This window comes from Nocardia sp. NPDC088792 (assembly GCF_044750615.1).
In the GTDB taxonomy this organism is placed as follows: domain Bacteria; phylum Actinomycetota; class Actinomycetes; order Mycobacteriales; family Mycobacteriaceae; genus Nocardia.
In genome coordinates this window covers 755,057-778,913 of the sequence record NZ_JBIVKC010000006.1, presented here as the reverse complement: position 1 = coordinate 778,913, position 23,857 = coordinate 755,057, and the positions used below count along the sequence as shown (strand labels likewise).

The following is a 23,857-nucleotide window of genomic DNA, read 5'->3' as shown; positions in this document are numbered from 1 at the left end:
ACTCAGCAGGATTCGCGCGGGGCGGCACGATCCGAAATGCTATCGGAGCGTAGAACAACCCAGCGCACCGCACCACAAACGTCCTGTCTTGCCGCGGACCGCGCTGACCGAACCGGCCAACGTGGTGCGCCGGATGATCAACCGGCGGTGTCCATCCGAGCCCGGCCGAACGCACCATATTGCCGAGTTCAGTGTGTTCAATAGGGTCGCTATCGCGCTGTGCTGTCAATTTCGGGCCCCTGGACGCTCGAAGCGCTCACGCAGCTTTTCGCTGGCTCCCTGCCGCTGCGATACCGACGACATCGGCGAAGGAATGTGGAAGCTCGACGGGCAGAGATCATCTCGATAAATGCGGACCTGTCGGTCCGCACGCGTGCGGCATCGCCACGGTCAAAGTGCCTGTATCTGTTCGGATTCCGGCGCAAACTGGTTGTGTCCCCTGATGAATCGGCACCGGAGTACGCCATGCTCGTTCTTACGGATCCCACCAAATCTGGCAGTACGGAGACTTTTCCGCAGAAGGACTTCAGGGAGGGGGCGAAGATGCTGGCGGGTCGGGTCGATCCGCCTACCGAATCAGCTGGGGCGCTACACAAGTTGCTCACCCTCGTGGTCCAGGTCGCCGTCGACGACCTCGAGAACACCTATACCGAACAAGACGTCGCCTTTGCCTATCGCAAGCTCGCCCGGCAGGCCACGGCGCGGGTGCAGAGATGGGAAGCTGACGCCGCCGCGTGTGAGTCGGCATTGGCGGACAACGAGAATCGTCGGCTGGCGAGCGCATTGAGCAGGGCGCAGCGGGACCAGGAGACCCGGCTCGCCGACCTCGAGAAGAGCCAGTACGTGGTGATCACCCGCGGGACCGATCCGACGCAGGCGCTCAACATCCTGATCTACCAGACATTCGGCGGCGTGTTGCCAGGTCCGGAGCGCACAGACACGCCGACCGAGGCGGAGGCGGGCGTGCAGACCGGTTACGGCATCAAGGTGACGAGTCAGGGGCGGCTGGAGGAGTGGTCATTGGGCACTCTGGAGGGATTCTCGACCGGTGGGTACATGCTCATCGCGGCCGCGAAACCGACCGCGGTGCGGTTGCCTCCGGTGAAAGTGCGCAGCGCCGGCGAGAGCGGGGTTACCGGTTTCGCCGATCAGCGCATGCTCGAGGTCGCGCTCCTGAAGCCCGGACCCAAATCCACCGGCGATCCGCTGGAGCGGGCGATCGAGGGCATGTTGAAACAGGGGCAGGCCAACGCGGCGAACGCCTTGCACGACGCCGTCCTGCATCGCTGAGGGTGCTCGGACCGGGGTTCGCAGCGGCCGGACGGTCCAGCTGGAATCTGAACGCCCCGAGATCATCTCGGGGCGTTCGCGTTTGGCCGGAACATAGGCAATTGCCGATGAGCGGATTCGCGGCTGCCTGGACGCCCGTTTCGAATGCCAGTGTGGCTGTGCTCGATCGGTCATAGCAGTGGTGTCCAGATCCAGTCGTTGGAGGCGGCGCTGGCCGGTTGGCAGGTCAGCGCCTTTCCGTCGTTGGTTGAGACTGTCCCCGTCTGGCTGGTGTGGTCGCACTTCTCACCGGGCTGGTGGTACCCGGCTGTAATAGGGCCCTGGTTCGTGTAGCTGTAGCTGTCGGAATGTTTGTCATACAGGCAGATCAGTCGGGTCTTGTTGTCGGCGGCGTAGCCGATGTCACCGTCCGCTTCTGGTTCGCAGAGGATTCCGATGGCCACGGTGTTCTCGTCGACCCACCGGGAGCCGGAGTCTCCGGACACATCGCAGGTCAGAAGGATGCCGTTCGCGTCTTGCGCTCTTCGCCCGAGATCGTCACAGGATTTGCCGAAAACGGCCGGTGCATTGCTCGCGGACCGAGTGGTTGTGGTGGAGCGTTGCACGGTGGTGGTTTGGGCGGGCTGGGGTGTCGTGGCCGGTGTGGGCTGGGCGGTGATGGTGACGGCCGAGGTTGGGGCGGCGTTGGGAACGTCGGTTCGGGTCGGGGTGACTCGTCCGTAGACGAGGACACCTCCCACCGCGAGAGCCGCTCCCGCAATGGTCGCCGCCAGAGCGATGAGCGCGTATTTGCGGGGCTCCGAGTGCTTCTGGGCGCGTCGGCGACGCGTGGGTTCGGGCGCGTAGTCATCGCGGATGGGCTCGAACACATCGGTGTCCTGCGACCACAGGTCATCTTGTCGACGTTGAGCTGCCGCCATCGACGCCCCCAATCTCGATCATCTTCAGGGCATCGGTAGATCCATCCCGCCCCGCAGAGCAGCATACGATGTGCTCCTCGATTTCTCTGCTGCACACAGTGATTCGCGAGATTTGACCGATACACCAACCGATACAAGTCCATTGCAACCGGCGGAAGCTCAGGAGGCAGGTAGTCATATAACGCGCGGTGGTCGGCCTGCCAAACCGCGGCTGACGGAACATCCGCTATTGCCGTGACCCACGCGGAGCCGCGGAAGATCAACCGGCCGTGCCGATCTAGAGCCCGGCAGAACGTCCGCTACTGCACCGATTTTCGTGCGTTCGTGAGTGGGCAGACTTCGAGGATTTGTTGCGGCTGTGCGGCGTTTAGGCGCGACCAAGGCCCGCGGCGAAGGCGGTGAGCAGGTCTCGGCCGTACCGCCAGTGGGCGAGGTTGCTCGCGGAGTTTATGTGACCGAGTCTTCCGGCGGAAAGGTGATCGAGACCCCATGCAGTGGCCAGGGCGGTAGCTGTTGAAGGCTCGCAGTACGGGTCGTTCTCGCTCGACACGACCAGCCCTGGCAGGCCGAGTGGCCCGGTGGCGGTTGGTGCGAATCCCTTTGCGGCCGTCGGGAAATTCGGGCCGGTACTGTCCGGTGGCGCGACGAGGAACATGCCGACTATCCCTGGCCGGTCGGCACGCTGCCGAGTCAGCCATTCGGTCACTGCTAGGCATCCGAGGCTGTGGGCGACGACTACGGTCTGGCGTGATCCACTGCCGAGTACTGCACGATCGACGGCCTTGATCCAGTCGTCGAGGTCGGGAGCGCTCCACGATGCCGGAGTGATGCGGGAGGCGGCTGCTCCCCAACCGTTTTGCCAGTGGCTTTGCCAGTGGTCGCCGTCGGAGTCGTCGATTCCGGGGACGATCAGGTAGTGCAATATTCTGGCCCTTCATTGCTCGAAACGTGGTGAGACAGCTGTGTCGGTGAACAACTGTGTGCGATTCAGTCGCTGATGTCATCGCGAACTGATGGATGGAAGGCAGATGACCAGACAGACGACGGTTTCATTGGATTCGACCGACCACGCCATCCTGCGCCTGCTGCAATCCGAGGCCCGTCTCGGTGTCACCGAGATCGGTCGCCGGGTCAATCTGTCCCAGCCCGCGGTGTCCGCGCGGATCAAGCGGCTCGAACAGTCCGGGGTGATCACCGGGTATCAAGCCGTGGTCGATCCGACCAAACTGGGCCTGAACCTGCATGCGGTCATCCGGGTCCGCACGACCCATGCCCACCTCACCGCGGCATTGGAGCATTTCGCACAGATCCCGGAAATCACTACCGCCTACCGGCTCACGGGTGAGGACTGCTTTTTCCTCGATGTATTCGCCGCCAGCTCAGAACGACTGGAACAGATCGTCGACGCTGTTGCTCGATTCGGCCCCGTCACAACCTCTCTCGTACTGCGAACCTACGACACCAAGCCCGTCTCGCCGGCCCACGCCACCCCTACAGCTGTGTGATCCACGGGCTTCGAGAACGCATTGTTCTGCCGCGTGCCGCGCTGATCCTGCGGACGAACTGGGCACCCTGCCTGAGCTCGCCATGGGCGGTGTCCCCGTGATTGGTCGTGGGAAGACGACCCCACTACGTCACCAGGACACTGGCCGGGGACATCGCCCGTTTGTCGGCGGGCACTGTGTGCCCGAAGGCCCGCCCACGGCGCGAATTCTTTTTCGCGGCAGGACAATCCGGCTCACGCTGGAGGTCGGCGGTCAGCACTGCGGGACGTGGCGCATCGAATATGGTGCGTTCGTGTTCTTTTTCTGCTTGGTGTTTCTGTTCCCGGTGCTGTGCTGGGCATTGGCGGCGCAGACCCCGAGAGGGCGATGGGCCGGGGTCACGGTGCTGACCATTGTGGCCGGTGTTCAGATCCCGCTGCAGGATGACGTCTTCGGTACCGATTTCCAGGCCACCGTCGGCGTAGTGCTGGCCGTATTCGTCATTGTGGTGCTGATCGTCGCGCCGATCATGGAGTCGGCGCCTACCCGAGCGGTGCCGCTCGGCTGGGGCGCCAAGGTGCGCATCGGCGTTGGTTGGACGCTCGGGGGTTTGTACTGCCTGCTCAGTGGGTTTGTCGTGCTGGCAGTCACCGCGCTGGGCCTGGTGGAGCTCGGAACGGCGACAATGCCTCCCGCCGACGCTATCGGCTCGCTGCCCGAGGGGCTGTCGATGACCAAGACGGTGGCCCCCAACTGCGCCAACGATTCCGACGGCACCGATTGCGAGCGGACTTTCTACATCGCAGGAACGAATAAAACACCTGAGCAGGTCGCTGAACAGGTTCGGCAGTACCTGACCGACAGCAACGGATGGACTTTCACCCCCGAACAAACCTTCCCCGACGATTCCAGTACATGGAAAGGCTCCTGCCGGCATCAAGGCTGGATACTCGATTCGTATCAGGCCTGCACATGGGTAGAAATCAAGAACGACGGCAGAGTCGCGGTTGTCCTCAGCCACAAGGACAGAGACTAGATCGACCGAGCCTTCGCCGGCACGGTCAGCAGCCCTGGTTGGTTCGTGTCGAAGGCGAGGACGGTGCGCAACCGCTGAGGAGCATCCCACCGGGCACCTAGATCAAATCCTGGCCGGGATCCGATCCTCACACCAGTCTCTCACCGGCCGTAGACCGCGCTGACCGAACCGGCCGGCCCAGGATCTGGAAGATCAACTGGGACTGCTGATCCAGGGCCAGCCGAACGCAGCAGCCGAATGCAGGATGCTAAGTGGTGTGAGCGCTAGTTGGGCTTCAGATTTGAGGTCGGTATTTATCCTTCAGAGTGTTTCGGGTTGGGCCGCCCACTCGTGATCTGCCAGTACGAAGTCATCATCGAACCAGCTGCCGGTCGGACCGAGTCGGTATCGGATGTCAGCTTCGCGATCTCGCCTCGCAATGCGAGCCTACCGATCCCGGCATGCCCGTACCTTGACAGGACACGGTTCGAACCTACTGGATACCGATTGGTTCCTATAGCGTGCGCTGAGTGACATCGGCGGATGCCGATACGGATACATCTCGGTCCCTCACTATCCGACAAGACGATGCGCACAATCAGTCCGCATCCTCATCCGGAGTCGGCAGTCGCCACCACCAGTGATCTGCAGGTATATTCGCCGAGATTCCGGGTTCCGGAAGCGAATCGACGAATGCTGCCTGGCTGCGCAGGGTTTCGTCCATGTCCGCAAGCAACTCGTATTCTTCTCGACCGAACAATCCGCCCGCCTCCGGGCAGGAGGTCAGCACAAGTTGGATAGCCGTCCGGGCAATGCAGACGTCTTCCCATTCATCGGTGCACGCGCAATGCATCGCGCACTCCACGGCGTCGTCGATGTACCAGCACAGACCGGTTTCACTCGCCGCGATGAGTTCCACCGCTGCAGGCCAGAACAGGGCGAGATCGTCTGCGGTGATGGTGCCATCATCACCCCCGACTTGCATGCCAACGATCGCCAACATCCCATGAGCGAAGGACGCGGCAGATAGCAGATGCCCACCGTATTTATCCGGCCGTGCGCGGCCGGCCTCGGCAAAGGATATGAGAGCGTTCTGCAAGCACATTCTGGCCGGGTGGAATACGATGTTCATTGCACCGGTCCGCCTAACTCATCGAGCTCCGATGCTGGAACCAGCGCCAGATTCGGATCCTTCTCAGGGGCGGTCCTCGACACCCGTGACCACCACCGATCTACAGACAACCCCATCACATGCTGCCCTGAATTAGCCATGATTTCACAGGTTTTCCGTTCGAACGCTCGTCGCCATGCAGCCGTCGACCTTCATATCGACTCAGTTCCTCTGATCGTCACGTATGCTGCACGCGCTGCCACGGCTCTCCGCGCCGAAAAGCTCAACGAGCCCGAGATAACCGCGGCCTGGCGAACGCACTGTATTGCCGCACGGCGCGCTGACTGAACCGTTCAGCGCAGCATCTCCTAAGGTCAACCGGCCCTGGCCATCTGAGGCTGACATCGGGCGGCAGTCTGCGTGTGTCGTGCCCTGTGGGAAGCGCTGTCGAGCTGGTTCGGGGTACGCCCTAGCCACGGGATTCTGGCCACACGCGTCGATTACGCGTGTGGCCAGCCCGTCGGGTTGCTTACCGGGCGATCGATATCCACCGGGACGATCGACCGCGCTTCGTACTGAGTGGACAGCACGATGTGGGTCTCGATCGTGCCGTGCTCGCCGATACGCTCGGCCAGCCCCTCGAAATGCTGTAGCGACGCGGCCCGGATCTTGAGCAGGGTGCAGTGCGCGCCGCTGAGCTTGTGCACCTCCGCAACCTCCGGATACGCCTCGGCCGTACTGGTTTTCAGCAGGCACCTGCCCAGCGCGCATCGCAATTGGATGAATGCCAGCACCGGCAGTCCGGTGCGTCGCGGGTCGACGCGGGCCTCGTATCCGGTGATCACGCCCGACTCCTCCAGGCGGCGTACCCGATCGGCCACCGCGGGTGCGGACAGATGGACCCGGCGGGCGAGCTGGTTGTAGGACAGCCGGCCGTCGGCTTGCAGCTCGGCGAGGATGCGCCAGTCGAGCTCGTCGAGGGGTTTGTTCACCTGCAAGCCGAAACCTCCCGAACCCGTTGCGATCGGCAACCGCAGCGGCCGAATGTCCTTGGTTATCTTATTCTTCGGCGCCCTTCCGGCTTCTAGCGTTTCTCGCATGACCACAATCGAGACAACCGCACCGGTAGTCGAACGCCGTTGGCTGGTGGCGCTTTTCACCGGCGCGGCAGCGATGAGCCTGGCAATGGTCACCGCTAGCACGATGGGCACACTCGTCGCCGCTGACGATCTGGGACCAGGATGGTCGGGCCTGCCGAGTGCGGCGGGCGTGGTCGGTACCGCGATCGGGGCCGCGGCGCTGACCGCGATCATGGCGCGCTGGGGTCGCCGGGCGGGCCTGGTGTCCGGGTATGCGATCGGGACCGTCGGCGGCGTGCTCGCGGTGCTGTCCTCCGCGACGGTGTGGCTGCTCATCGCGGGCTTGCTGCTGCTGGGCGTCGGGAACTCGGCTGCGCAGCTGTCCCGCTACGTCGCCGCCGACGTGCGACCGGGTCGTTCCGGGATCGTGCTGGCCGTGGTGGTGTGGGCGGGAACCATTGGGGCCGTGGGTGGTCCGCTGTTGCTGGTCCCGGTGTCGGCGGCGGCCACAGCGGCGAGCCGACCGGCACCAACGGGCGTGTTCCTGCTGGGTGCGATCGCAGTGGCGCTGGCGGCGCTGGCCGCGACCACATTGCCACGCGGCTCCCGCAGTGTCTTGCCGGGACGACCGGCACGCCTGCCACCCATGCGGCTGCCCCTGGCCACGATGCTGGTCGCGCAGATAGTGATGACGACGATCATGACCGCCGCCCCGGTCGCCATCCACCAGCACGGCCACGGCCTGCATACGGTCGGCACGATGATCTCCGCGCACACGTTCGGCATGTTCGCGCTCGCGCCGCTGTCGGGGCTGCTCTGCGATCGTTTCGGCGGACGAGCACTCATCGCCACCGGCATTGCGCTGCTTGCCATCTCGTCGGTCGCGACGATCGTGGTCACGACGGTCGGCGGGGTCCCACTCGCGCTCGTACTGTTCCTCCTCGGCTACGGCTGGAATCTCGCATACATCGGTGCGAGCAATCTGATCTCGGGCAACCTGCCCGACGTGGAGCAGATGCGACTGGAGGGAGCGGTGGAATCGCGCGTGTGGGGCGGATCGGCCCTGGCCACAGCGGCATCCACCGCAGGTTTCGCGGTCGGCGGCTACGGCCTGCTGGCAGCGCTATCCCTCGCGGCGCTCACGGTGCCGGTCATCGCTCTGGCCCGCTCAGCGAGGCGATGAATCAGGTAGGTAGATCACATAAATTTGGATGAAGTCGATCATTCGGTGCCGTAGATCAAGCGGACCTTCGTGGCTCCAAGAACCACTCCTCGCGAGCCTCAATTACTTTGGAGTCGTTTCAGCAGTCTCCAGGCGCTCCAGGCGGATACAGGTCGAGCACGATGTCGAGCCCAAACGTCGCGATATCGGCAAGCAGCGATCCGGGCAGCACGCAGCCGCCCTGACCGTTTCCGCTGCCGAAACCGAGAAGGAACTCCACGTCGCAATCGACGGACAAAGCAGCCAACTCCGCGCGGCGCCCATCCAATAGTCCGACCAACACCCGGACATGGTCAGCGAGATCGCTGTCGTTGGCCAGGCCACTGCGCCGGATCCATACGTTGTACTCGCGTCGAGCACCGGCCGGATTTCGGGGACTGATCAGGCTGCCCCGCTCGAACTGCTCATCGGCCATGATTCCCAGCCGAGCAGAGATCTCACCCGCGCTGACCGTCCGACTCGACAGGCGAATCGACCCTGCCGTCCATTTCCTGTCCTCCGATGGAGACCGCCGCTTTACCTTGTCTGGCACGCCCTCACCCTCGCAGGTTGCTCTGAACGAGGCGAATGCATTTCGACAACCCGCAGAACCGCGCGAGCCCAGTAGGCGTACCGCCGCCGAACGCACCGATCTCCCAATGCCCCGCGCTGACCAAACCGCCTAGCCGTACGTCTGGCGACGCAGATATCCCTACATGCCGCTGGTCGCGCTGATCGAGTCGGCCAACGCGGGTAAGGCGGAAGATCAACCGGCCGTGCGGATCTGATGCCGGCTGATTGTACGCCTCTGCCGATTCCCGTCAGAATCCGCGGACCGATGCGGCGGTGCGGTTGCTGCATAGTCATTCGCCGCGCTCTGCGCCACGTCGACTGAGTTCGTCGAGGATGCGGTACGCCCATTCACGAGTTCGTTCGTTGTCGCTGTTGGCTGCTGCGGCTGGGATGGAATGCCATGGCGGTGTGGTCAGCAGGGACCAGTAGCCGGTTCGCAGTGATTCCAGGGTTGCCCAGTCCGGTGGAGTCACGTTGGGACGACCGTCCAGAAAACGGGCGAGGGCCCACACCCAGCGATACCGATCCGGGCTTGGAGCGAGTCCACGTACGTGTGAGAGGTAGTGGGTGAGAACCTGTTCGGCGTGTTCGTAGTCCCAGAGGGTGCCACCTATGCCGTCACACCAGGCCAGGGTGGATATCAGGTCTCCGGTGTGGTCAATAAGGGCCTCGTCGGCGTCCGGTGCTGCTATCGCTTCGTGGATCGGTGCGGCGCAGGCAACCTTGTAGGCGAATTCGCCGTTCAGGTAGTCCCCATCGCAAGCCTTGCGCAGCAGCCACGGCTCGGCTGCGGGGTCGCCTAGCTCGCAGAGGGCGTAGACCAGGTACACCCGACCCCAGCCCGCGGTGCGGTCGGCGAGCCAGATCAGGTTCGTCGTGGCATCGGGGAGCCGGGCAAGAGCCTGGGAGGCGAGAAGTCCGAAGGTATTGGACAGCAATCCGATCGTCTGGATGAGCGGGACGTCTTGTTCGGTTCCGATGACGGCGAGCATTGCCATGCCGAGCACGGTCGGGTTCTGATCGGTGCTGGTGCGGGTGAGATAGCGGCCGAGCTCGCGGGCCTGGCCGGGGTCCGCGCGACTGATTGCCGCCGCGATCGATGGCCACAGAGCACTCTCGATGTCGTACTCGGTGACCTCGTGACAGAGTCGTGCGATGTCGCGGTGTTCGGTTGGGACACTGAAGTATTCGTCGATGAGTCGGCTCGTGCGGGTGCCCTGGAAGTCAGATTCGTCGTCACTCCCGTGGCGGGGATCGCGGCGGTCGACGTCCGGATATGGTCTGCCCTCATGGGGCAGTGGAATGCCCGGGTACCTGCGTGCAAGAGCAAGCGCGTGGTTGTAGAAGGTGGTTTTTCGGCTGGGCTGGGCAGAGCCGGTGGGCGCGCTCATCGCGCGGTGGAGAACTCGATTCTTGCGATCATGGGAGCCGATCGTGACAGGCATTGGAGGGCTTGGCAAACGGATTGGCAACTCGAGCGAATTGATCGGGTCGTTCGGTCACGCCACCCGCCTCGCCCACATCCGCGTATCCGAGGTCACCGGCGTCCCGCGCACGCAACCCGCGTGATTTGGCCGCGACCCGCGCATTCAGTTCAACAGTGGGGGATACAGCGTGAACGGCGATGGCACGATCTCAGTCACGGAAACACACTAATCTGCCGCAGATCGCGCTGATCGAACCGGCCGGCTCAGAACCTGGAAGATCAACTGGGACTGTCGATCCGGGGCCGACCGAACGCCCCATATCGCCCGCCCCGTGCGGTTCGAATTCCCCGGACAACCCGTCGTTTTGCTCCCCGGGATACGGTGCGGTTCATGACGTATGACTGGTCGGACGTCCCCCGTAGGATCGCGTGTCTTGCTGAAGCGGCCGGCGCGCACGAGGTTTTCGGGGCGGGCGGGCATCGGTGGTCTCTCGAGGCGCCGCTGAGTATTGCCGAATTAGGTGAGATCGAGAACCAGGTGGGGGTGGTACTGCCGCCAGAGTATCGAGCGTTTCTCCTGGCCGTCGGCCGCGGCGGGGCCGGGCCGGGCTATGGGCTGTTCACCCTCGGCCGGAGGGAGGGGCGATGGTGCTGGGAGGGTGACGGCGCGGACCTGACCGTGTTGGACACGCTCGCGCAACCCTTCCCGTACGTCGAGGCGTTCAACCCGGCAGACGAGCTCCCCGATCCTCCCGACGAGCAGGACTTCGACTCGGTCGAAACCTTCAACACTGCCGAGGACGCATATTGGGAGACGCACGACGAGATCGTCTACCGGCCACAGCATTCGATCGGGCTGCTCTATCTGTGTCATCTGGGTTGCGCACAACGCGAAGTGCTCGTGGTGAGCGGGGAGGCGCGAGGGCAGATGTGGGCCGACAACACCGCCGACGATCGTGGTTTCGAGCCCTTGGTCGATGGCGCCGGAGCCAGGCTGGGCTTTGCCCAGTGGTATCGGCGGTGGCTGGACCGAAGCGAAGCCGAAATCACCAACCAAATACCCGACGCCGTGTAATCAGCGCAAGACGTTCCGCATCGCACCTTTCCATGCTGACTTCACTCGAAACGAATGAACGATAATGCCGCTGACCGCGCTGAGCGAACCGGCCAGCGTGGCGCAGGGCCCTGCGCCACGGCCCTCGACACATCCAATACAGGTCCACGCTCATCGATAGCTGCTTGGCTGCGACAGGACTCACCATTGACGGCACCCACCCAGGAACCTCGTTACCCTGTTGCGACCGTTACCTTTTCGCCGCGGCGGTGGCGGTGCAGGCCGACGAACACCGCGCCCAGCCTGAGCGCTAACCGGGAATTCGCTGCGAGCCCCATCGCTTCTGGTGCCCTGAATTTCATTGTCTCGTGCCGTGAAGGCGTCGTTGACTAACTTTCTGCGAGCAAGCCTGAACTGAACTATTCGTATTTCAACTCGTTCGGTTCTCTGCGTACAGTGTTGTTCGCGGAGATTCGCCTAGTCTTCTTGGAGCTTCGATATGAGTGCGTACATCACGGCCACCGGCAGGTTCCTTCCGGGAGATCCGGTGTCCAACGAGGAGATCGAGGACTATCTCGGGACGGTGGGCCGCGCGTCTTCGGCTCTCAAGGACCGGACCCTGGCCAACTGCGGCATCAAGACACGCCACTACGCGATCGACAAGAAGCAGCAGACGATCATCTCGAACGCGGCGATGGCAGCCGGCGCGGTGCACGAAGCTGTCGAGCGAGCCGGACTCGGCGGCAACGACATCGAACTGCTCACGGCCGCGACCACGGTGGCGGACGTGGTCGCCCCGGGATTCGCCAGCATGGTGCACGGCGAACTCGGCTACGGTCCCCTCGAGATCTCCACCGCCCACGGCATCTGCAGTTCCGGAATGATGGCGTTGAAGAACGCCTACCTGCAGGTGGCGATCGGCGAGAAGCGCACCGCGGTAACCGTGGCCAGCGAACTCGCCTCCCGCATCCTGAAGAGCTCCCGTTACCAGGAACTCGACACCGAGCGCGGGGCGATCCCGATGGAGGCGGCGTTCCTGCGCTACATGCTCTCCGACGGCGCCGGCGCGGCGGTCATCCAGGACACGCCCGCAGCCTCCGGGATCAGCCTGCGCATCGACTGGATCACGCTGACCTCGTACGCGAACACCGAGAAGACGTGCATGTTCCTCGGCTCCGCGGACAACACGGTCGTGAAGAGCTGGATGGACTATCCGACATCGCTGCAGGCCGCCGCCGACGGCGCGCTGCACCTACGTCAGCGCCTCACCATGCTGCCGCACCTGGTGCGCGTCGGCGTCGACGAGTATGAACGCCTGTGGGGCATGCGCAAATTCGATCCCGAGCAGGTGACGTGGTTCCCCGCCCACTACTCGAGCGAGCGCATGAAGACCATGGTGCTCGACGAGCTCGACCGCCGCGGTATCTGGGCCGGACGCCCCGAGATGTGGTACAGCAACCTGACCAGAGTCGGAAACATCGGCAGCGCCTCCATTTTCGTCATCCTCGACGAGATGCTGACCGACGGCCTGATCAAGCCCGGCGACACACTCCTGTGCATGGTCCCCGAATCCGGCCGATTCGCAGTCTCCTTCATGCACCTCACCGCGGTGTCTGCACCGGAATCCCGCTAGGTTCTGGCTGAGTCGATCGTCCCCGGTGTCGAGTCCTGGGGTTCCGGACTGGTGAGCTCGCCTATTCAACTGTCGACTTCTCGAGACGCAGCGGTTCGTGGTCGGGGTTCGCTACCCAGTAGGTGACTGCCTCCGGTTTGGTTGACTCCTCGAGCTGCCCCGGATTTGGTGGTCGAACCGTGGCGATGACGCATATGCTCCGGTCTGCCGGTACGAAATCGGCTACAGCTCAATGTTTCTTCGGTGCGGGGTGAGATGGCGATCGCAACTCGGGCCCGGACCAATGCATGGGGGTGGTTACGACAGCTCCGCCGCGTATTGCTGGGTCTGGCAGGAGGTATATGGGCGGTTGGGTGTGCCTACGGTTTGTTCACCGTTCCCGTTCGCGTTGAGAGGCAGTGCACCTCCTACCCGTACGCGGATGCGGCGACTCATCGACTGTTGATCCTGGAACTCGTCGTCGCGGCGGCGCTGACGGTGGCGGTCGTCGTCACCGAAGGTGCCCGACGACGGGGCGATCTCGCCGCGGAGTCCGGGTTACGGCGGGTCCTGCGGCCTTTGTGGCCGCTGGTGATCATGTGGTCGTTGTTCTGGCTGCTTGCGCTGCAGGACACCGGGATCGCACCGTTCCTGGGGTACGTCCCGGCCGGAGATCTTCCGGATACCCGAATGTGCGCGCTGCTGGCAATGTGGGCGGCCACGCTCGCCTTCGGCGCGGCCGCAATGGTGCACACCCTCGTGGTCGCCGGGAGCCATCTGCGCGTGCAGTCGAAACATGTTGTCCCGGTCAGGTATCGAAAGTCGACATGGGCTCTGATGATCGGTGTCCTCATCGGTATCGCCCTGGCCGTACCGGTATGCGTGCTTGACTGGAACAATCCGGCAGAGTGCATTGCCCTGTCCCGATAACTGCCGGCACAGCGAATTCCGTCGCGAGTGACATCAGACTTTTGGCAGCGAGCCCAGGGTGTTTTCGTAGAATTGGAGTCGTGCGGCACCTTTTGCGTTCGCTGTGGGACGAGCCCGGGGCACCGGATCCACCGCGGCGAACACGGTGGGATTGGGTGCTGGTCGGGGTGTTCGTGGGGTTGGTGGTGCTGGAAGGGATAGTGCGGCAGGGCCTTCCGCATCGGGTGCCGCAGGTTGCGTTCGCGGTCGCGGTGGTGCCGACGTTGTTGTGGCGGCGGAGCCGGCCGTCGGAGATGGTGACGATCGCTTCCGTGGTGTCGGTGGTCGAGGCGGTGCTGGCCGGTGGGGAACAGGCGGGCTTGCGCAGTCTGGGGGTGCTGGTGTTGTTGCCGTTCGCGTTGGTGCGGTGGGGGTCCGGGCGTGAGGTGATGTTCGGCTCGGTGGTCGTGCTGGCCGCCGCCGGTTTGTCTTTGGCGGTTTCGGAGGCTACGGCGGTCGATGCGGCGGGTGGAATGACCATTCTGTTCGCGGTGGCGGCGCTCGGCCTGGCTTTGCGATATCGGGCGCGGGAGAAGACACGCGAACTCGATCAGGTCAAACTGCTCGAACGGGAGCGGCTGGCCCGCGATCTGCACGACAGCGTCGCAAATCATGTGTCCGCTATGGTGATTCGCGCGCAGGCGGGTGTGGTGACGGCCAAGTCCCGGCCCGATGCGGCGGTGGACGCGCTGCGCCTGATCGAGCTGGAGGCCACGCGCGCGCTCGGTGAGATGCGCGCGATGGTTCATATGCTCCGCGGTGACGCTGCGGCCGGGGACCACGACCCGAGTCCCGGTATCGGCGATGTGGGCAGCCTGGCCGGGAACGCCGGCCACGGACCACCGGTGGACGTCGCGATTACCGGTGATGTCGCCGACCTGCCCGCGGCGGTCGGCACCGCGATCTATCGACTGGCCCAGGAATCGGTGACAAACGCTGTGCGGCATGCACGCAACGCCACCCGCGTGCAGGTCCGCGTCGATATCGATGACGCGGCGGTGCGTTTGCTCGTGTCCGATGACGGCGATCCTTTACTGGGCCAGGCACTTCCCGGCTACGGACTGCTCGGAATGAGCGAACGCGCTGCTCTCCTCGGCGGCAGCTGCGAGGCCGGCCCGAATCCCGATCGGGGATGGCAAGTGAGCGCGGTACTCCCCCGTGCCGGCGCGGCAAGCTGAGTGAGGACCTATGAGCGAAAACCTCCGTGTGCTGGTCGCTGACGATCAGGAGATCGTTCGTACCGGGCTGGTGATGATCCTCGACGCCCAGCCGGGCATCGAAGTAGTCGGCGCGGCCGCGGACGGGCAGCAAGCTGTCGAACTTGCGCGGCAACTGCGTCCCGACGTGTGCCTGTTCGATATCCGTATGCCGAAGGTCGACGGCATCGACGCCACCCGCCGTCTCGCCGGACCTGCCGTCGCGGATCCGCTCGCGGTGGTGGTGATCACCACCTTCGATCTCGACGAATACGTCTATGCCGCATTGCGTGCCGGCGCGCGCGGGTTCCTGCTCAAGGAAGCAGGCCCGGATATGCTCGCGCAGGCCGTGCATGCCGCCGCCAGCGGTGACGCCCTCATCGCGCCGAGCATTACCGCGCGACTGCTCGGCGCCTTCGCCGGGTGCGGGCCCGATCCGGCTCCGCCGCAACCGATCTCGCCGTTGACCGAACGCGAGGAACAGATTCTGGCCACAGTTGCCAAGGGGCGGACCAATATCGAGATCGCCGCCGAACTCCACATCAGCCTCAGCACGGTCAAGACCCACATCGCCGCGCTGATGGCCAAGCTCGGCGCCCGCAACCGGGTCGAAGTCGCCATCTGGGCCTACGAGACCCGCCGCGTCAAGCGCTGACCGGCTCGGCCGAAAGTACCATCGCCGGACCGGCCGACAGGCCGACCGGATTCGAGCCTTTGTCCCGAGGCGGTGCGACGGCCCGACGACGACGATTTCAAGTACGGCCACACGCTCCGCGCGATGTGAACGCCCACCCTCTCCAGGAGAAATCATGTCGTCATCGACAAACCCCGGCACCCCGACCACGTTCGACCGGGACGCGCAGATGAAAGCGATCGTGCAGCGCGGCTACGGAGCACCGGAACGAGTGTTCGCACTCGACGAAATCGCCCGTCCCGCAATCGGCGCCGACGATGTGCTGGTCGCGATGCGCGCCACCAGCGTCAACACCCCGGACTGGGCCACCGCGATCGGCCTGCCCTACATTCTCCGGCTGCAGTCCGGACTGCGGACTCCCGCAACGCCGGTGCGGGGGTCCGACATTGCCGGGATCGTGCAGGCTGTCGGCGCGAACGTGACCGAATTCGAGCCCGGCGACGAGATATTCGGATCGACGTGGGATCCCGCCGCCTCGACACCGTCCGGCACCTTCGCCGAATACGCGGTCGCACCGGCGTGCAGGCTGATCGCCAAGCCCGCCGAGCTGACCTTCGAAGAGGCTGCAGCGTCGGTCATGTCGGGCATCACCGCCCTGACCGCCATGCGTGACGTGGGCGAGGTCGCACCGGGCAAGCGCGTGCTGATCAACGGCGCTTCGGGCGGGGTCGGGACACTCGCGGTGCAGATTGCCAAGGCACGCGGCGCAGAGGTGACCGGCGTGTGCAGCACCCGCAATATCGAGTTCGTCCAGTCGCTCGGCGCCGATCACGTCATCGACTACACCAGGGAAGACTTCACCCGCGGCCCGCAACGCTACGACGTCATTCTCGACAACGTCTTGAACCATTCGCCCGCGGTCACCGCCCGTCTACTGACCCCGGGCGGAATCTTGATCCCAAACAGCCTCGGCGAGGCCCGCGGTCTGCTCGGCAGCATGCCCAGGATCGGACGGGCCCTGCTGATGACGCGTTGGGGTTCCACCGACGTCCGCACCGTCACCTGCGTTCCGAACCGCGACAACCTCGGAGCACTCGCAGCTCTCCTGGTCCCCGGCGATCTCAAGGTGATCATCGAGAAGACTTACCCGCTGGCCGAGGCCGCCGCGGCGATGGCCCATATGAGCAGCCACCGCGCCCGCGGCAAAATCGCCATCACCATATGGTCCAGCCGAAGCGGCGACACAACCCGAACCTAATGCCGCGTGCGGGCGGTTACTTCGGTTGTGGCTCAGGCGGATTCGATTGTTTTCTTGAAGACGATCAGGGCCTGGTCCATGGTGGCGGTGAAGGGGGTGGCCATGGCGTCGGGGAGGATGTCGCGGGTCCACGTGAGACGGGTGGCGTTGTCGCCGTGGGGATAGACCTGCATGACCGCGTTGTCGTGCAATGGCGTCGCGCTCCCGCCGATGACCGAGTAGACGAGGCGACGGGCTTCGTTGTCGAGGGTGATGAGGCGTTCGCGAGCCACGGTGCCATGGGCGAAGGCCACTTCACGAACACCCTCACCCATGTCGGTGCCGGCGGTGACCAGGCCGGGGGCCATCCGGAGCGGGCCCTCGACGAAGTCTGCGACTACCGCCCACACCTCCTGCGGCGCGACATCGATGAGGATCTCTCGGGAGATCGAAGCCATGGCATTGCCCTTCCGTATCCGGAACCGTGATCCGATCATGGCAACCGGGCCGCGGAAGCAGCAGTGCCATAGGAATTTTCGATCAGACGTCTCTCGTTCCGATGGGCTGACCGTCTCTGGAGGTCAGGGGGCTCGTTTGATACGGGCGCGGGCATCGGCCCACGAGAGTGGAATGTCGGCGGAAGTTGCCGTGGAGTCGGCGAAGTGGGGATTGCCGAGGCGACCGGCCATGTCCTTCAACATCTCCGCGTGCGCGCCGCTGCGCACGAACTTCTCCATGGCCTGCTCGTCGGACCAGGCGGACAGCGTCCAGAAGGTCTTGATGAGAGGCTTCGCATCCATGGTGAATCCGGCGCAGCCCGGGACGGACTTCAACTGGGTACGGATCTTCATGGTCCAGCGCAGGAACCGAGGGATATCTCGGTATCGGGTCAATGGCAGATTGGTGGTCAGAACGTGTAACTGGTGTCCGTCAGCGGGTTTGTAGACTCCGGCGGACCAGGGCAGGGCGGGCATCGACAGCCCCTTCCGATCGAGGTGGGCGGTCGCCCGGGCGTCCCGGACGCCGTCGCCAAAGTCTCAGAATACTCAGGCGCTCTTCCACTTCGACTCGAATTCGAGGCCGCCGCAGTCAGGAAGGCCGCGGACTGAACTCCAGGTACACCGTGTCCTCCGGCACACCACCGAAGAAGACCCGATCATAGAGTTGAGGCCACAGCCGGTATATCGAGTTGCGAGCCTGCTCAGCGCGCGGCCGGTCGGATTCATCGAGCACACGCGCCGTGGCCCGCACCGCCGGACCGAGCGGCTTCCCCCGCACATTGCAGGGCGCAATCAACGCATGCGGATTGTTCCGAATCCGCTTGACCTTCCCCGACTGCCGCTCGGTGAAGACGTACACGAGCCCTTCACCATCGATCCCGAACCAGACCGGCGACGGCACCGGCTCACCGCTGCGCCGGAACGTCACCAGCACCGCATGCCGATGACCACGCAAACCTTCGAAATCCCCTGCCGTCGCGGTCGATTCGGTGATCGAGAACGCACGCCGATCCCGCAACCGGTTGTACACCACATTCATCCCGCTACCGAACCTCGCCAAGATGCCCATGACTACCACCCTCCGGCACCGCACGTCGTGGCCAGGAACCACGATACGTAGGTTGTGCGGTCCCCTGGTCGAATATGGATGACCACTTACCGTGCTGACGATTCCGGCAGCCATCCACTGAGCGTAACGATCTGCGCAGCGATGTCAGTGACGCAGCGATCGTCGGTCTCGACCCGATGAACTCAATCCGGCGAACAACAACGAAAAGTACGAGCCCTGCAGGCACAGCCGACGTCAGCGACAGCGGCAGCACCATAGAACCGACACGGAACGCGCCAGTAACTGCACCGAGCCAATAGAACGGAATCGAAAGTGCCGCAACCAGACCCAGAAACCACAGCGACCGACCTCGCACTCCCACCACACCCACAATACAAAGATCACACCGCCCGGTGACTTCACCGTGAGCCCGTTCAGTCAGAGCCGACTCTTCCTTGCTTCCCAGACCGTCACGCCGAATGCTAAGCCGGACGCACGATCTGAGGACACCCCGCATGCCGCGGGGTGTTCACCTCCGAGCGATGTCACGAAGGGACGTAGCCCGGAGGTGTCTCGCTCGGCGAATAGCATCGCGGCATGCGACCGCAATGGATCATCGATCTCCACGAGGAATTCCCGGGCTCCGAGGTCGTCGCGGCCGCGCTCGACGACGCCCTGATTGTCGAACCGCGTGATGCGATGATGGGGCGCTGGCCCGTTGTCCAAGAGGGCCGCCCGATCGTCGGGTACGGGACGATGCCGACGATGAGGAGCCTCCTCCGCGTGCCGCAGCTCGGAGAAGCGGTTTTCGATGACTATGCGATGCTGCGCTGCTCGTTCTACTACCGACACGTGTACGACCTACTCGGACGCACAGCCCTTTTCGTGCCATTCTCGGCGGTTCCTGGTCTGCCGCTGCGGCGAATGTTCGACAGTGATCAGGTCTTCATCCGCAGCGATACGAACTACAAGCTGTTCCCCGCAGGCGTTCATGCGATCGCGGAGCTGGATGGCTGGCTCCAAATTTACGACCAGTACCGGGACGAGCTCGTCGTCGTGTCCGAGGTAGTGACCTTCGAGCGCGAGTACCGATGCTTCTGCCGCGACGGCCGCTTCGTCTGCGGAAGCTCCTATCCAATCGAGCCGTACCTCCCCGTCCCCGATCACGTACGTGGCTTCGCGGAGACTACGGCGGCGCGACTACTCGCTCACGGCTGCACCATGGTCACCGTCGATGTCGGCGTCGGCCCCGACGGCGTACTCCGCCTCGTCGAACTCGGCGGCGTGAACAGCTGGGGTATCTATGGCTCCAACGTCACCGACTTCATCGCCGCGATGGAAGCCGAAGCCCTCGCCCGCCAGCGCGAAGAGTCGTGACTTCCTGTTCAGACCGGACGCAGAGCAACGCATTCCGTACAGCGCACTCACCACTCAGGGATCGCGTCTGACCACGGGAATCCGTGAGGAAGCACCCTGACGTCAGTGCCGCATTCGGGTCGGCTATCTCCCACGGCCACCGCGTGAGCGACGGGTGGGCCCTCACTGACGAACGTGAGATTGGCGTAGTTCGCGAAGTCGAGAGGCCGCGCCGGGTCGGCTGCCATCAGCTTGGCGTTCCCGATCATGGCGTCAGTGTTCGCCGATTCGGCATCCGGCTCGCTCTGACCGCCGTCGAGATTCACCGATGAACGACGTCAGGTTTCACCGATGCGGCCGGCGCCTGGCATGGTCTTGTGGATGGGTATCTGGACGGATCAATTTCTCGCCCCCTACGAGGCATATCTGCCGGAGGTGGCGGACTTCGCCGAGTTGGCGGCGAGCATGATTCGTTATCATGTGGCGTGCGCGCCCTGGACGCTGGTCGCCGGAAACCTCTCTGCCAATGCCGAACTGCCCTATGTCGGGATTCTCGGCGATATCCGATGGAGCATCCAAGAAGGTTCACTGGCCGTCGGCGGCGAGCGCGCCACCGACACTACCGAACTCAGCGAATGGGAGGAGAAACAAGTGCCGCCGTGGGGGAAGGCATTGGAGGTGGGCCGGGTGCTGGCTACCGGGACCGACCCGGCGGATATCGCGCCCGCACTTTCCGCCGCTCCGTACGGGCAAGAGGACATCGCTATCGTCTTCGACCAGCTCGATTTCGACAATCCCGAAGTGCTGAACCACTTCTGGAGCGAGGACAGTCGAATCCAGTTGACTTGTTTCGCGCTTGCCCGCCCGCAGCACCGGCCGTTGTCCGCCGATACGCTCGCTGCTCCGGGCAACGGCCCGGTGCATCCGGTGCAGGCGTTCGTGTCGGTCGGCTACAAGCTCGGCGAGGGCGGCTATCCGTGCCCGGCGGTCGCGGATGCCGTGGTGCGAGTCCTGGGTCCAGGGCTGGTGGTCGGTCAGACGATCGGTTGAGCGGTTCCCCTGGTTCTTCCTTCTGCGGCGAAGGAACAGAATCAGCTAGGCATCCCGTCATGCCGCGGACCGCGCTGACCTAACCGGCCAGCGCGGCAGGGCGGAAGATCAACTGGTCGTGCCCATCTGAGGCCGACCGAACGGACCACATTGCCGAATTCAGGATGTCTTCCGATCGAGACCTTGCTCATCCGTTGATGATCGGCAGAGATCAGCCGGACTACCAGGCCGCGCGCCTCCTGGTACTGGAGCACCTACCCACGGTTCACGAAGCAACCAACTCGGAGAGCAAGCTCCCGGTCACCACGAGCGGTCATCGCAACCGCTGGGCAGCAGTCGATCTCAGCAACATCCGCACCTGCCTGCGGACCGCGCTGACCGAACCGGCCAGCCCTGGGTCTGGAAGATCAACTGGGACTGCCGATCCGAGGACGGCCGAACGCACGACATTGCCGAATTGAGGATGTCGTGACGGTCCGCGATGGTCATCGCGGACCGCCGAGGACGTGCGGCACTGAGGCTAGCGATGCGCTCTTCCATAGACGGCCATGGCGTCGCGGGCGAATTCCGTTGTACCAGCACCGTGGAGGTCGTAACCGGCCCGGAAACGCTCGTCGGAAACATACATCTCACCGAGGTGGGCGAAGGCCTCTTCGAACGGCTTACCGCCCCAGGAACGGCCCTGCCACCCTTCCCGCACCCATTCCGCGTGGCGGGCGACGATGGCCTGGACCTCAGAGCTGTCGACGGCCAGACCCGTAGCATGGGCGCGGCCGTAATCAGCGGCGATATCGAGGGCGGTCTGCTGGAAGTCCTTCTTTTCCACATCGGTCTTCGACCGCCACCAACGGTCGCTGGACTCGTAGGCGTCCTTGCCCCAACGTTGGATGACCTCGTCCTTGTACTCGGTGTGGTCGAAACCATCGAAAGACTCTGCAGGCATGAGTGGTTGTCCTTTCTCGAGTTTGAGCACAGTCGTGGAGACCGAGGAGATCTGCCGATCGATGCGATCGCGCTCCCCACGCAACAGGTCCAAATGAACCCGCAATGCATCGACCGTCGTCGCCATGTCCATGCCATCGGCGGCCAGCACCTCCGCAATCGCCGGAAGACCGAGCCCGAGTTCCCTCAACAGCAAAATCCGCTGCAACCGGACCAGCGCACCCGAGTCGTAGTACCGCATCCCGTTGGCTCCGGTCCGATGCGGGACCAGCAGCCCCAACTGCCCGTAGTGGCGCAACGTGCGGCTGGTGGTTCCGGCGGCCTTGGCCAGGTCCTGGATCGACCACTCCTGTGCGTTCACACCCATCAGCCTGCCGATTGACGTCGCGTCAATGTCAACTCCAGATCGACCGCAAACAATCTCTGGCGTACAAGCCCCAGCGAACATCCGCCATTGCCGCAGAACGTATCCGCCGCCACCGACAACGCCGCCCCCAGTAGGTCGCGATGACCGACAGTCCCGAATCTCACGCGAGCCAGAGCCACCGTGCAGCAACACACCGAGATCTGGCACAAACCTGCCCGCAGGAAACGCACTCAACTGCCGCGGACCGCGCTGACCGAGCCGGCCGATGCGGTGCCTCGGAAGATCGACCGGCAGCATCCATCTGGCGCCGGCCGAACGTTCGCAAGCCGATTTCAGGTCGTCGGTGTAGAGCCAGACCTGAGGGTCCGATCATGGTGAGGTTGGTGGCGCGTGTGTCTGCTCACGTGAGATAGACAGCCACACCGACTGCTGCGAGACACGCCACGGCTAACAGCTGTAAAGTGCGGTCGCCCAACACGATCTCTTCGGGTTCACCGGCCTCGCCGCCATCGACGTCGACCGCGTAACGCAGGACGCAGATCGTGAAGGGAATCATCGAGATCGCGAACGGGACTGCCCCCGGTTTGGTTGACTCCTGACCTGTGAGGATGCGTCCTCGCGGTGGAAGGATCAGCATCATGCCCAAGCCTTATCCCGAGGAGTTCCGTCGCGACGTGGTCGCGGTCGCCCGCAAGGGCGAGATTCCGTTGACCCAGATCGCGAAGGATTTCGGGATCTCGCAGAGCTGTGTGAAGAACTGGGTGAAACAGGCCGACATCGACGACGGTCACCGCACCGGCACCACCGGTGATGAGTCGACCGAGTTGCGCGAGGCCCGCAAGCGAATCCGGCAACTGGAACAAGAAGCCGAGGTCATGCGCCGCGCGGTCGCCTATTTCTCGCGCGATGTGAACCCAAAATGAGTTACCCGCTGGTCCTCGATCTGGCCGCGGACGGTATTCCCGTCGCGGTGACCTGCCGGGTGCTCGGATTCACCACCCAAGCGTTCTATAAATGGAAGAAGCACCCTGTCTCGCAGCGTGATTGGGACAACGCACATCTGATCAACGCCGCCTACGATATCCACGCCGACGATCCGGCGTTCGGCTACCGGTTCATCACCGACGAACTGCCCGCCCGCGGCCTGCGCGCAGGGGAGAACCGTGTCGCCAGATTATGTTCACAGCAGCGGATCTGGAGTGTGTTCGCCAAGAAACGCGGGTCCAATCGCAAGGCCGGCCCGCCGGTCCACGACGACCTCGTCGGGCGCCGCTTCAGCGCGGATGCTCCGAATCTCGTGTGGTTGACCGACATCACCGAACACGCCACCGGGGAGGGCAAGCTGTATTTGTGTGCGATCAAGGACGTGTTCTCCAACCGGATCGTCGGTTACTCGATCGATTCGCGGATGAAGGCGTCGCTGGCGGTGTCGGCGCTGCGCCACGCGGTCGCGTTCCGCTCGCCGGCCGCGACGGTCGTGCACTCGGACAGGGGCAGTCAATTCCGGTCCAGGAAGTTCGTGAATGCGTTGTCGGTCAACAGGTTACGAGGTTCGATGGGCAGGGTCGGGGCGTGTGGCGACAATGCGGCGATGGAATCGTTCTTCGCGTTGCTGCAGAAGAATGTTCTCGACCGCCAACGCTGGGCGACCCGGGCGGAACTGCGGTTGGCGATCGTGGTCTGGATCGAGAAGACCTACCACCGCACCCGCCGCCAACGCCGACTCGGCCGACTCACACCGATCGAGTTTGAGACAATAAACCAGCCCGCGCTCGCGGCCTGAAACACCACAC

General features: G+C 64.0%; 23 protein-coding genes and 1 pseudogene. 13 read left to right on the top strand and 11 right to left on the bottom strand.

Annotation, left to right across the window (positions count from 1 at the left end):
• Window positions 1-315: 315 nt before the first annotated feature.
• A complete protein-coding gene (locus ACIP5Y_RS39860) occupies window positions 316-1,290 on the top strand; it encodes a hypothetical protein (protein ID WP_400358034.1) in 975 nt (324 codons plus the stop codon).
• 170 nt (window positions 1,291-1,460) lie between these two features.
• Here ACIP5Y_RS39860 and ACIP5Y_RS39855 read toward each other — a convergent pair whose 3' ends face one another.
• Window positions 1,461-2,159: a hypothetical protein gene (locus ACIP5Y_RS39855; protein ID WP_400358032.1), complete on the bottom strand. Its 699-nt coding sequence runs from the start codon at window positions 2,157-2,159 to the stop codon at window positions 1,461-1,463.
• A gap of 418 nt (window positions 2,160-2,577) precedes the next feature.
• Window positions 2,578-3,132, bottom strand: coding sequence for an RBBP9/YdeN family alpha/beta hydrolase (locus tag ACIP5Y_RS39850; protein ID WP_400358031.1), 555 nt, complete (start codon window positions 3,130-3,132; stop codon window positions 2,578-2,580).
• A 106-nt stretch (window positions 3,133-3,238) separates the two neighbouring features.
• On the opposite strand from ACIP5Y_RS39850, the gene ACIP5Y_RS39845 reads away from it, so the two are divergent.
• Window positions 3,239-3,715 (top strand): Lrp/AsnC family transcriptional regulator, encoded by a 477-nt coding sequence (locus tag ACIP5Y_RS39845; protein ID WP_400358029.1) that lies wholly within the window; start codon window positions 3,239-3,241, stop codon window positions 3,713-3,715.
• A 178-nt stretch (window positions 3,716-3,893) separates the two neighbouring features.
• Window positions 3,894-4,730 carry a hypothetical protein gene (locus ACIP5Y_RS39840; RefSeq protein WP_400358028.1) on the top strand — a complete coding sequence of 279 codons (837 nt, stop codon included), beginning with the start codon at window positions 3,894-3,896 and terminating at the stop codon, window positions 4,728-4,730.
• 577 nt (window positions 4,731-5,307) lie between these two features.
• Here ACIP5Y_RS39840 and ACIP5Y_RS39835 read toward each other — a convergent pair.
• Window positions 5,308-5,841 (bottom strand): hypothetical protein, encoded by a 534-nt coding sequence (locus ACIP5Y_RS39835; protein ID WP_400358026.1) that lies wholly within the window; start codon window positions 5,839-5,841, stop codon window positions 5,308-5,310.
• 479 nt (window positions 5,842-6,320) lie between these two features.
• Complete coding sequence (locus ACIP5Y_RS39830; RefSeq protein ID WP_400358089.1) at window positions 6,321-6,812, bottom strand: Lrp/AsnC family transcriptional regulator; 492 nt, start codon at window positions 6,810-6,812, stop codon at window positions 6,321-6,323.
• Between the two features lie 106 nt (window positions 6,813-6,918).
• Between ACIP5Y_RS39830 and ACIP5Y_RS39825 the strand changes: the two genes are divergently transcribed.
• A complete protein-coding gene (locus ACIP5Y_RS39825; RefSeq protein ID WP_400358024.1) occupies window positions 6,919-8,082 on the top strand; it encodes an MFS transporter in 1,164 nt (387 codons plus the stop codon).
• 118 nt (window positions 8,083-8,200) lie between these two features.
• Here the strand turns inward: ACIP5Y_RS39825 and ACIP5Y_RS39820 are convergent, their stop codons facing one another.
• Both ACIP5Y_RS39820 and ACIP5Y_RS39815 read right to left on the bottom strand, forming a co-directional pair.
• A complete protein-coding gene (locus ACIP5Y_RS39820) occupies window positions 8,201-8,653 on the bottom strand; it encodes a DUF4279 domain-containing protein (RefSeq protein ID WP_400358022.1) in 453 nt (150 codons plus the stop codon).
• Between the two features lie 310 nt (window positions 8,654-8,963).
• Window positions 8,964-10,064, bottom strand: a complete 1,101-nt coding sequence (locus tag ACIP5Y_RS39815; RefSeq protein ID WP_400358020.1) for a hypothetical protein — start codon at window positions 10,062-10,064, stop codon at window positions 8,964-8,966.
• A 426-nt stretch (window positions 10,065-10,490) separates the two neighbouring features.
• On the opposite strand from ACIP5Y_RS39815, the gene ACIP5Y_RS39810 reads away from it, so the two are divergent.
• The 6 genes from ACIP5Y_RS39810 to ACIP5Y_RS39785 all read left to right on the top strand — a co-directional run bounded on the left by ACIP5Y_RS39810 (window position 10,491) and on the right by ACIP5Y_RS39785 (window position 16,822).
• Complete coding sequence (locus ACIP5Y_RS39810) at window positions 10,491-11,174, top strand: SMI1/KNR4 family protein (protein ID WP_400358018.1); 684 nt, start codon at window positions 10,491-10,493, stop codon at window positions 11,172-11,174.
• 478 nt (window positions 11,175-11,652) lie between these two features.
• Window positions 11,653-12,786 carry a 3-oxoacyl-[acyl-carrier-protein] synthase III C-terminal domain-containing protein gene (locus tag ACIP5Y_RS39805; RefSeq protein WP_400358016.1) on the top strand — a complete coding sequence of 378 codons (1,134 nt, stop codon included), beginning with the start codon at window positions 11,653-11,655 and terminating at the stop codon, window positions 12,784-12,786.
• 441 nt (window positions 12,787-13,227) lie between these two features.
• Complete coding sequence (locus ACIP5Y_RS39800; RefSeq protein ID WP_400358014.1) at window positions 13,228-13,695, top strand: hypothetical protein; 468 nt, start codon at window positions 13,228-13,230, stop codon at window positions 13,693-13,695.
• 80 nt (window positions 13,696-13,775) lie between these two features.
• Entirely contained in the window at window positions 13,776-14,912 is a 1,137-nt protein-coding gene (locus ACIP5Y_RS39795) for a sensor histidine kinase (protein ID WP_400358012.1), read from the top strand.
• Between the two features lie 10 nt (window positions 14,913-14,922).
• A complete protein-coding gene (locus ACIP5Y_RS39790) occupies window positions 14,923-15,585 on the top strand; it encodes a response regulator (RefSeq protein WP_400358010.1) in 663 nt (220 codons plus the stop codon).
• Between the two features lie 154 nt (window positions 15,586-15,739).
• Entirely contained in the window at window positions 15,740-16,822 is a 1,083-nt protein-coding gene (locus ACIP5Y_RS39785; RefSeq protein WP_400358008.1) for an NAD(P)-dependent alcohol dehydrogenase, read from the top strand.
• Between the two features lie 32 nt (window positions 16,823-16,854).
• Here the strand turns inward: ACIP5Y_RS39785 and ACIP5Y_RS39780 are convergent, their stop codons facing one another.
• From ACIP5Y_RS39780 to ACIP5Y_RS39770, 3 genes are all read right to left on the bottom strand, one after another.
• Window positions 16,855-17,259: an SRPBCC family protein gene (locus ACIP5Y_RS39780; RefSeq protein ID WP_400358006.1), complete on the bottom strand. Its 405-nt coding sequence runs from the start codon at window positions 17,257-17,259 to the stop codon at window positions 16,855-16,857.
• A gap of 123 nt (window positions 17,260-17,382) precedes the next feature.
• Window positions 17,383-17,775 carry a hypothetical protein gene (locus tag ACIP5Y_RS39775; protein WP_400358004.1) on the bottom strand — a complete coding sequence of 131 codons (393 nt, stop codon included), beginning with the start codon at window positions 17,773-17,775 and terminating at the stop codon, window positions 17,383-17,385.
• 115 nt (window positions 17,776-17,890) lie between these two features.
• Window positions 17,891-18,370, bottom strand: coding sequence for a PPOX class F420-dependent oxidoreductase (locus ACIP5Y_RS39770; RefSeq protein WP_400358002.1), 480 nt, complete (start codon window positions 18,368-18,370; stop codon window positions 17,891-17,893).
• A 576-nt stretch (window positions 18,371-18,946) separates the two neighbouring features.
• Between ACIP5Y_RS39770 and ACIP5Y_RS39765 the strand changes: the two genes are divergently transcribed.
• Both ACIP5Y_RS39765 and ACIP5Y_RS39760 read left to right on the top strand, forming a co-directional pair.
• Complete coding sequence (locus ACIP5Y_RS39765) at window positions 18,947-19,726, top strand: ATP-grasp domain-containing protein (RefSeq protein ID WP_400358000.1); 780 nt, start codon at window positions 18,947-18,949, stop codon at window positions 19,724-19,726.
• Between the two features lie 360 nt (window positions 19,727-20,086).
• Window positions 20,087-20,755 (top strand): hypothetical protein, encoded by a 669-nt coding sequence (locus tag ACIP5Y_RS39760; RefSeq protein ID WP_400357998.1) that lies wholly within the window; start codon window positions 20,087-20,089, stop codon window positions 20,753-20,755.
• A 520-nt stretch (window positions 20,756-21,275) separates the two neighbouring features.
• On the opposite strand, the gene ACIP5Y_RS39755 is transcribed toward ACIP5Y_RS39760, so the two are convergent.
• Both ACIP5Y_RS39755 and ACIP5Y_RS39750 read right to left on the bottom strand, forming a co-directional pair.
• A complete protein-coding gene (locus tag ACIP5Y_RS39755) occupies window positions 21,276-22,064 on the bottom strand; it encodes a MerR family transcriptional regulator (protein ID WP_400357996.1) in 789 nt (262 codons plus the stop codon).
• 400 nt (window positions 22,065-22,464) lie between these two features.
• Window positions 22,465-22,632 (bottom strand): annotated as a pseudogene (locus ACIP5Y_RS39750) (decaprenyl-phosphate phosphoribosyltransferase); the annotation flags it as partial.
• A 70-nt stretch (window positions 22,633-22,702) separates the two neighbouring features.
• Here ACIP5Y_RS39750 and ACIP5Y_RS39745 point away from each other — a divergent pair.
• Window positions 22,703-23,847 (top strand): IS3 family transposase gene (locus tag ACIP5Y_RS39745; RefSeq protein ID WP_400357994.1). Its coding sequence is split into 2 segments (ribosomal slippage): window positions 22,703-22,982 and window positions 22,982-23,847, totalling 1,146 coding nucleotides; the frame shifts between segments, so codons are not numbered across the junction.
• Window positions 23,848-23,857: the final 10 nt, after the last annotated feature.

Bases quoted from the DNA above. Each gene is read 5' to 3' on its own strand.
- ACIP5Y_RS39825 (WP_400358024.1), top strand. From the start codon at position 6,919: ATGACCACAATCGAGACAACCGCACCGGTAGTCGAACGCCGTTGGCTG.
- ACIP5Y_RS39815 (WP_400358020.1), bottom strand. From the start codon at position 10,064: ATGAGCGCGCCCACCGGCTCTGCCCAGCCCAGCCGAAAAACCACCTTC.
- ACIP5Y_RS39775 (WP_400358004.1), bottom strand. From the start codon at position 17,775: ATGCCCGCCCTGCCCTGGTCCGCCGGAGTCTACAAACCCGCTGACGGA.
- ACIP5Y_RS39765 (WP_400358000.1), top strand. From the start codon at position 18,947: ATGCGACCGCAATGGATCATCGATCTCCACGAGGAATTCCCGGGCTCC.
- ACIP5Y_RS39835 (WP_400358026.1), bottom strand. From the start codon at position 5,841: ATGAACATCGTATTCCACCCGGCCAGAATGTGCTTGCAGAACGCTCTC.
- ACIP5Y_RS39785 (WP_400358008.1), top strand. From the start codon at position 15,740: ATGTCGTCATCGACAAACCCCGGCACCCCGACCACGTTCGACCGGGAC.
- ACIP5Y_RS39790 (WP_400358010.1), top strand. From the start codon at position 14,923: ATGAGCGAAAACCTCCGTGTGCTGGTCGCTGACGATCAGGAGATCGTT.
- ACIP5Y_RS39770 (WP_400358002.1), bottom strand. From the start codon at position 18,370: ATGGGCATCTTGGCGAGGTTCGGTAGCGGGATGAATGTGGTGTACAAC.
- ACIP5Y_RS39780 (WP_400358006.1), bottom strand. From the start codon at position 17,259: ATGGCTTCGATCTCCCGAGAGATCCTCATCGATGTCGCGCCGCAGGAG.
- ACIP5Y_RS39810 (WP_400358018.1), top strand. From the start codon at position 10,491: ATGACGTATGACTGGTCGGACGTCCCCCGTAGGATCGCGTGTCTTGCT.
- ACIP5Y_RS39755 (WP_400357996.1), bottom strand. From the start codon at position 22,064: ATGGGTGTGAACGCACAGGAGTGGTCGATCCAGGACCTGGCCAAGGCC.
- ACIP5Y_RS39760 (WP_400357998.1), top strand. From the start codon at position 20,087: ATGGGTATCTGGACGGATCAATTTCTCGCCCCCTACGAGGCATATCTG.
- ACIP5Y_RS39805 (WP_400358016.1), top strand. From the start codon at position 11,653: ATGAGTGCGTACATCACGGCCACCGGCAGGTTCCTTCCGGGAGATCCG.
- ACIP5Y_RS39845 (WP_400358029.1), top strand. From the start codon at position 3,239: ATGACCAGACAGACGACGGTTTCATTGGATTCGACCGACCACGCCATC.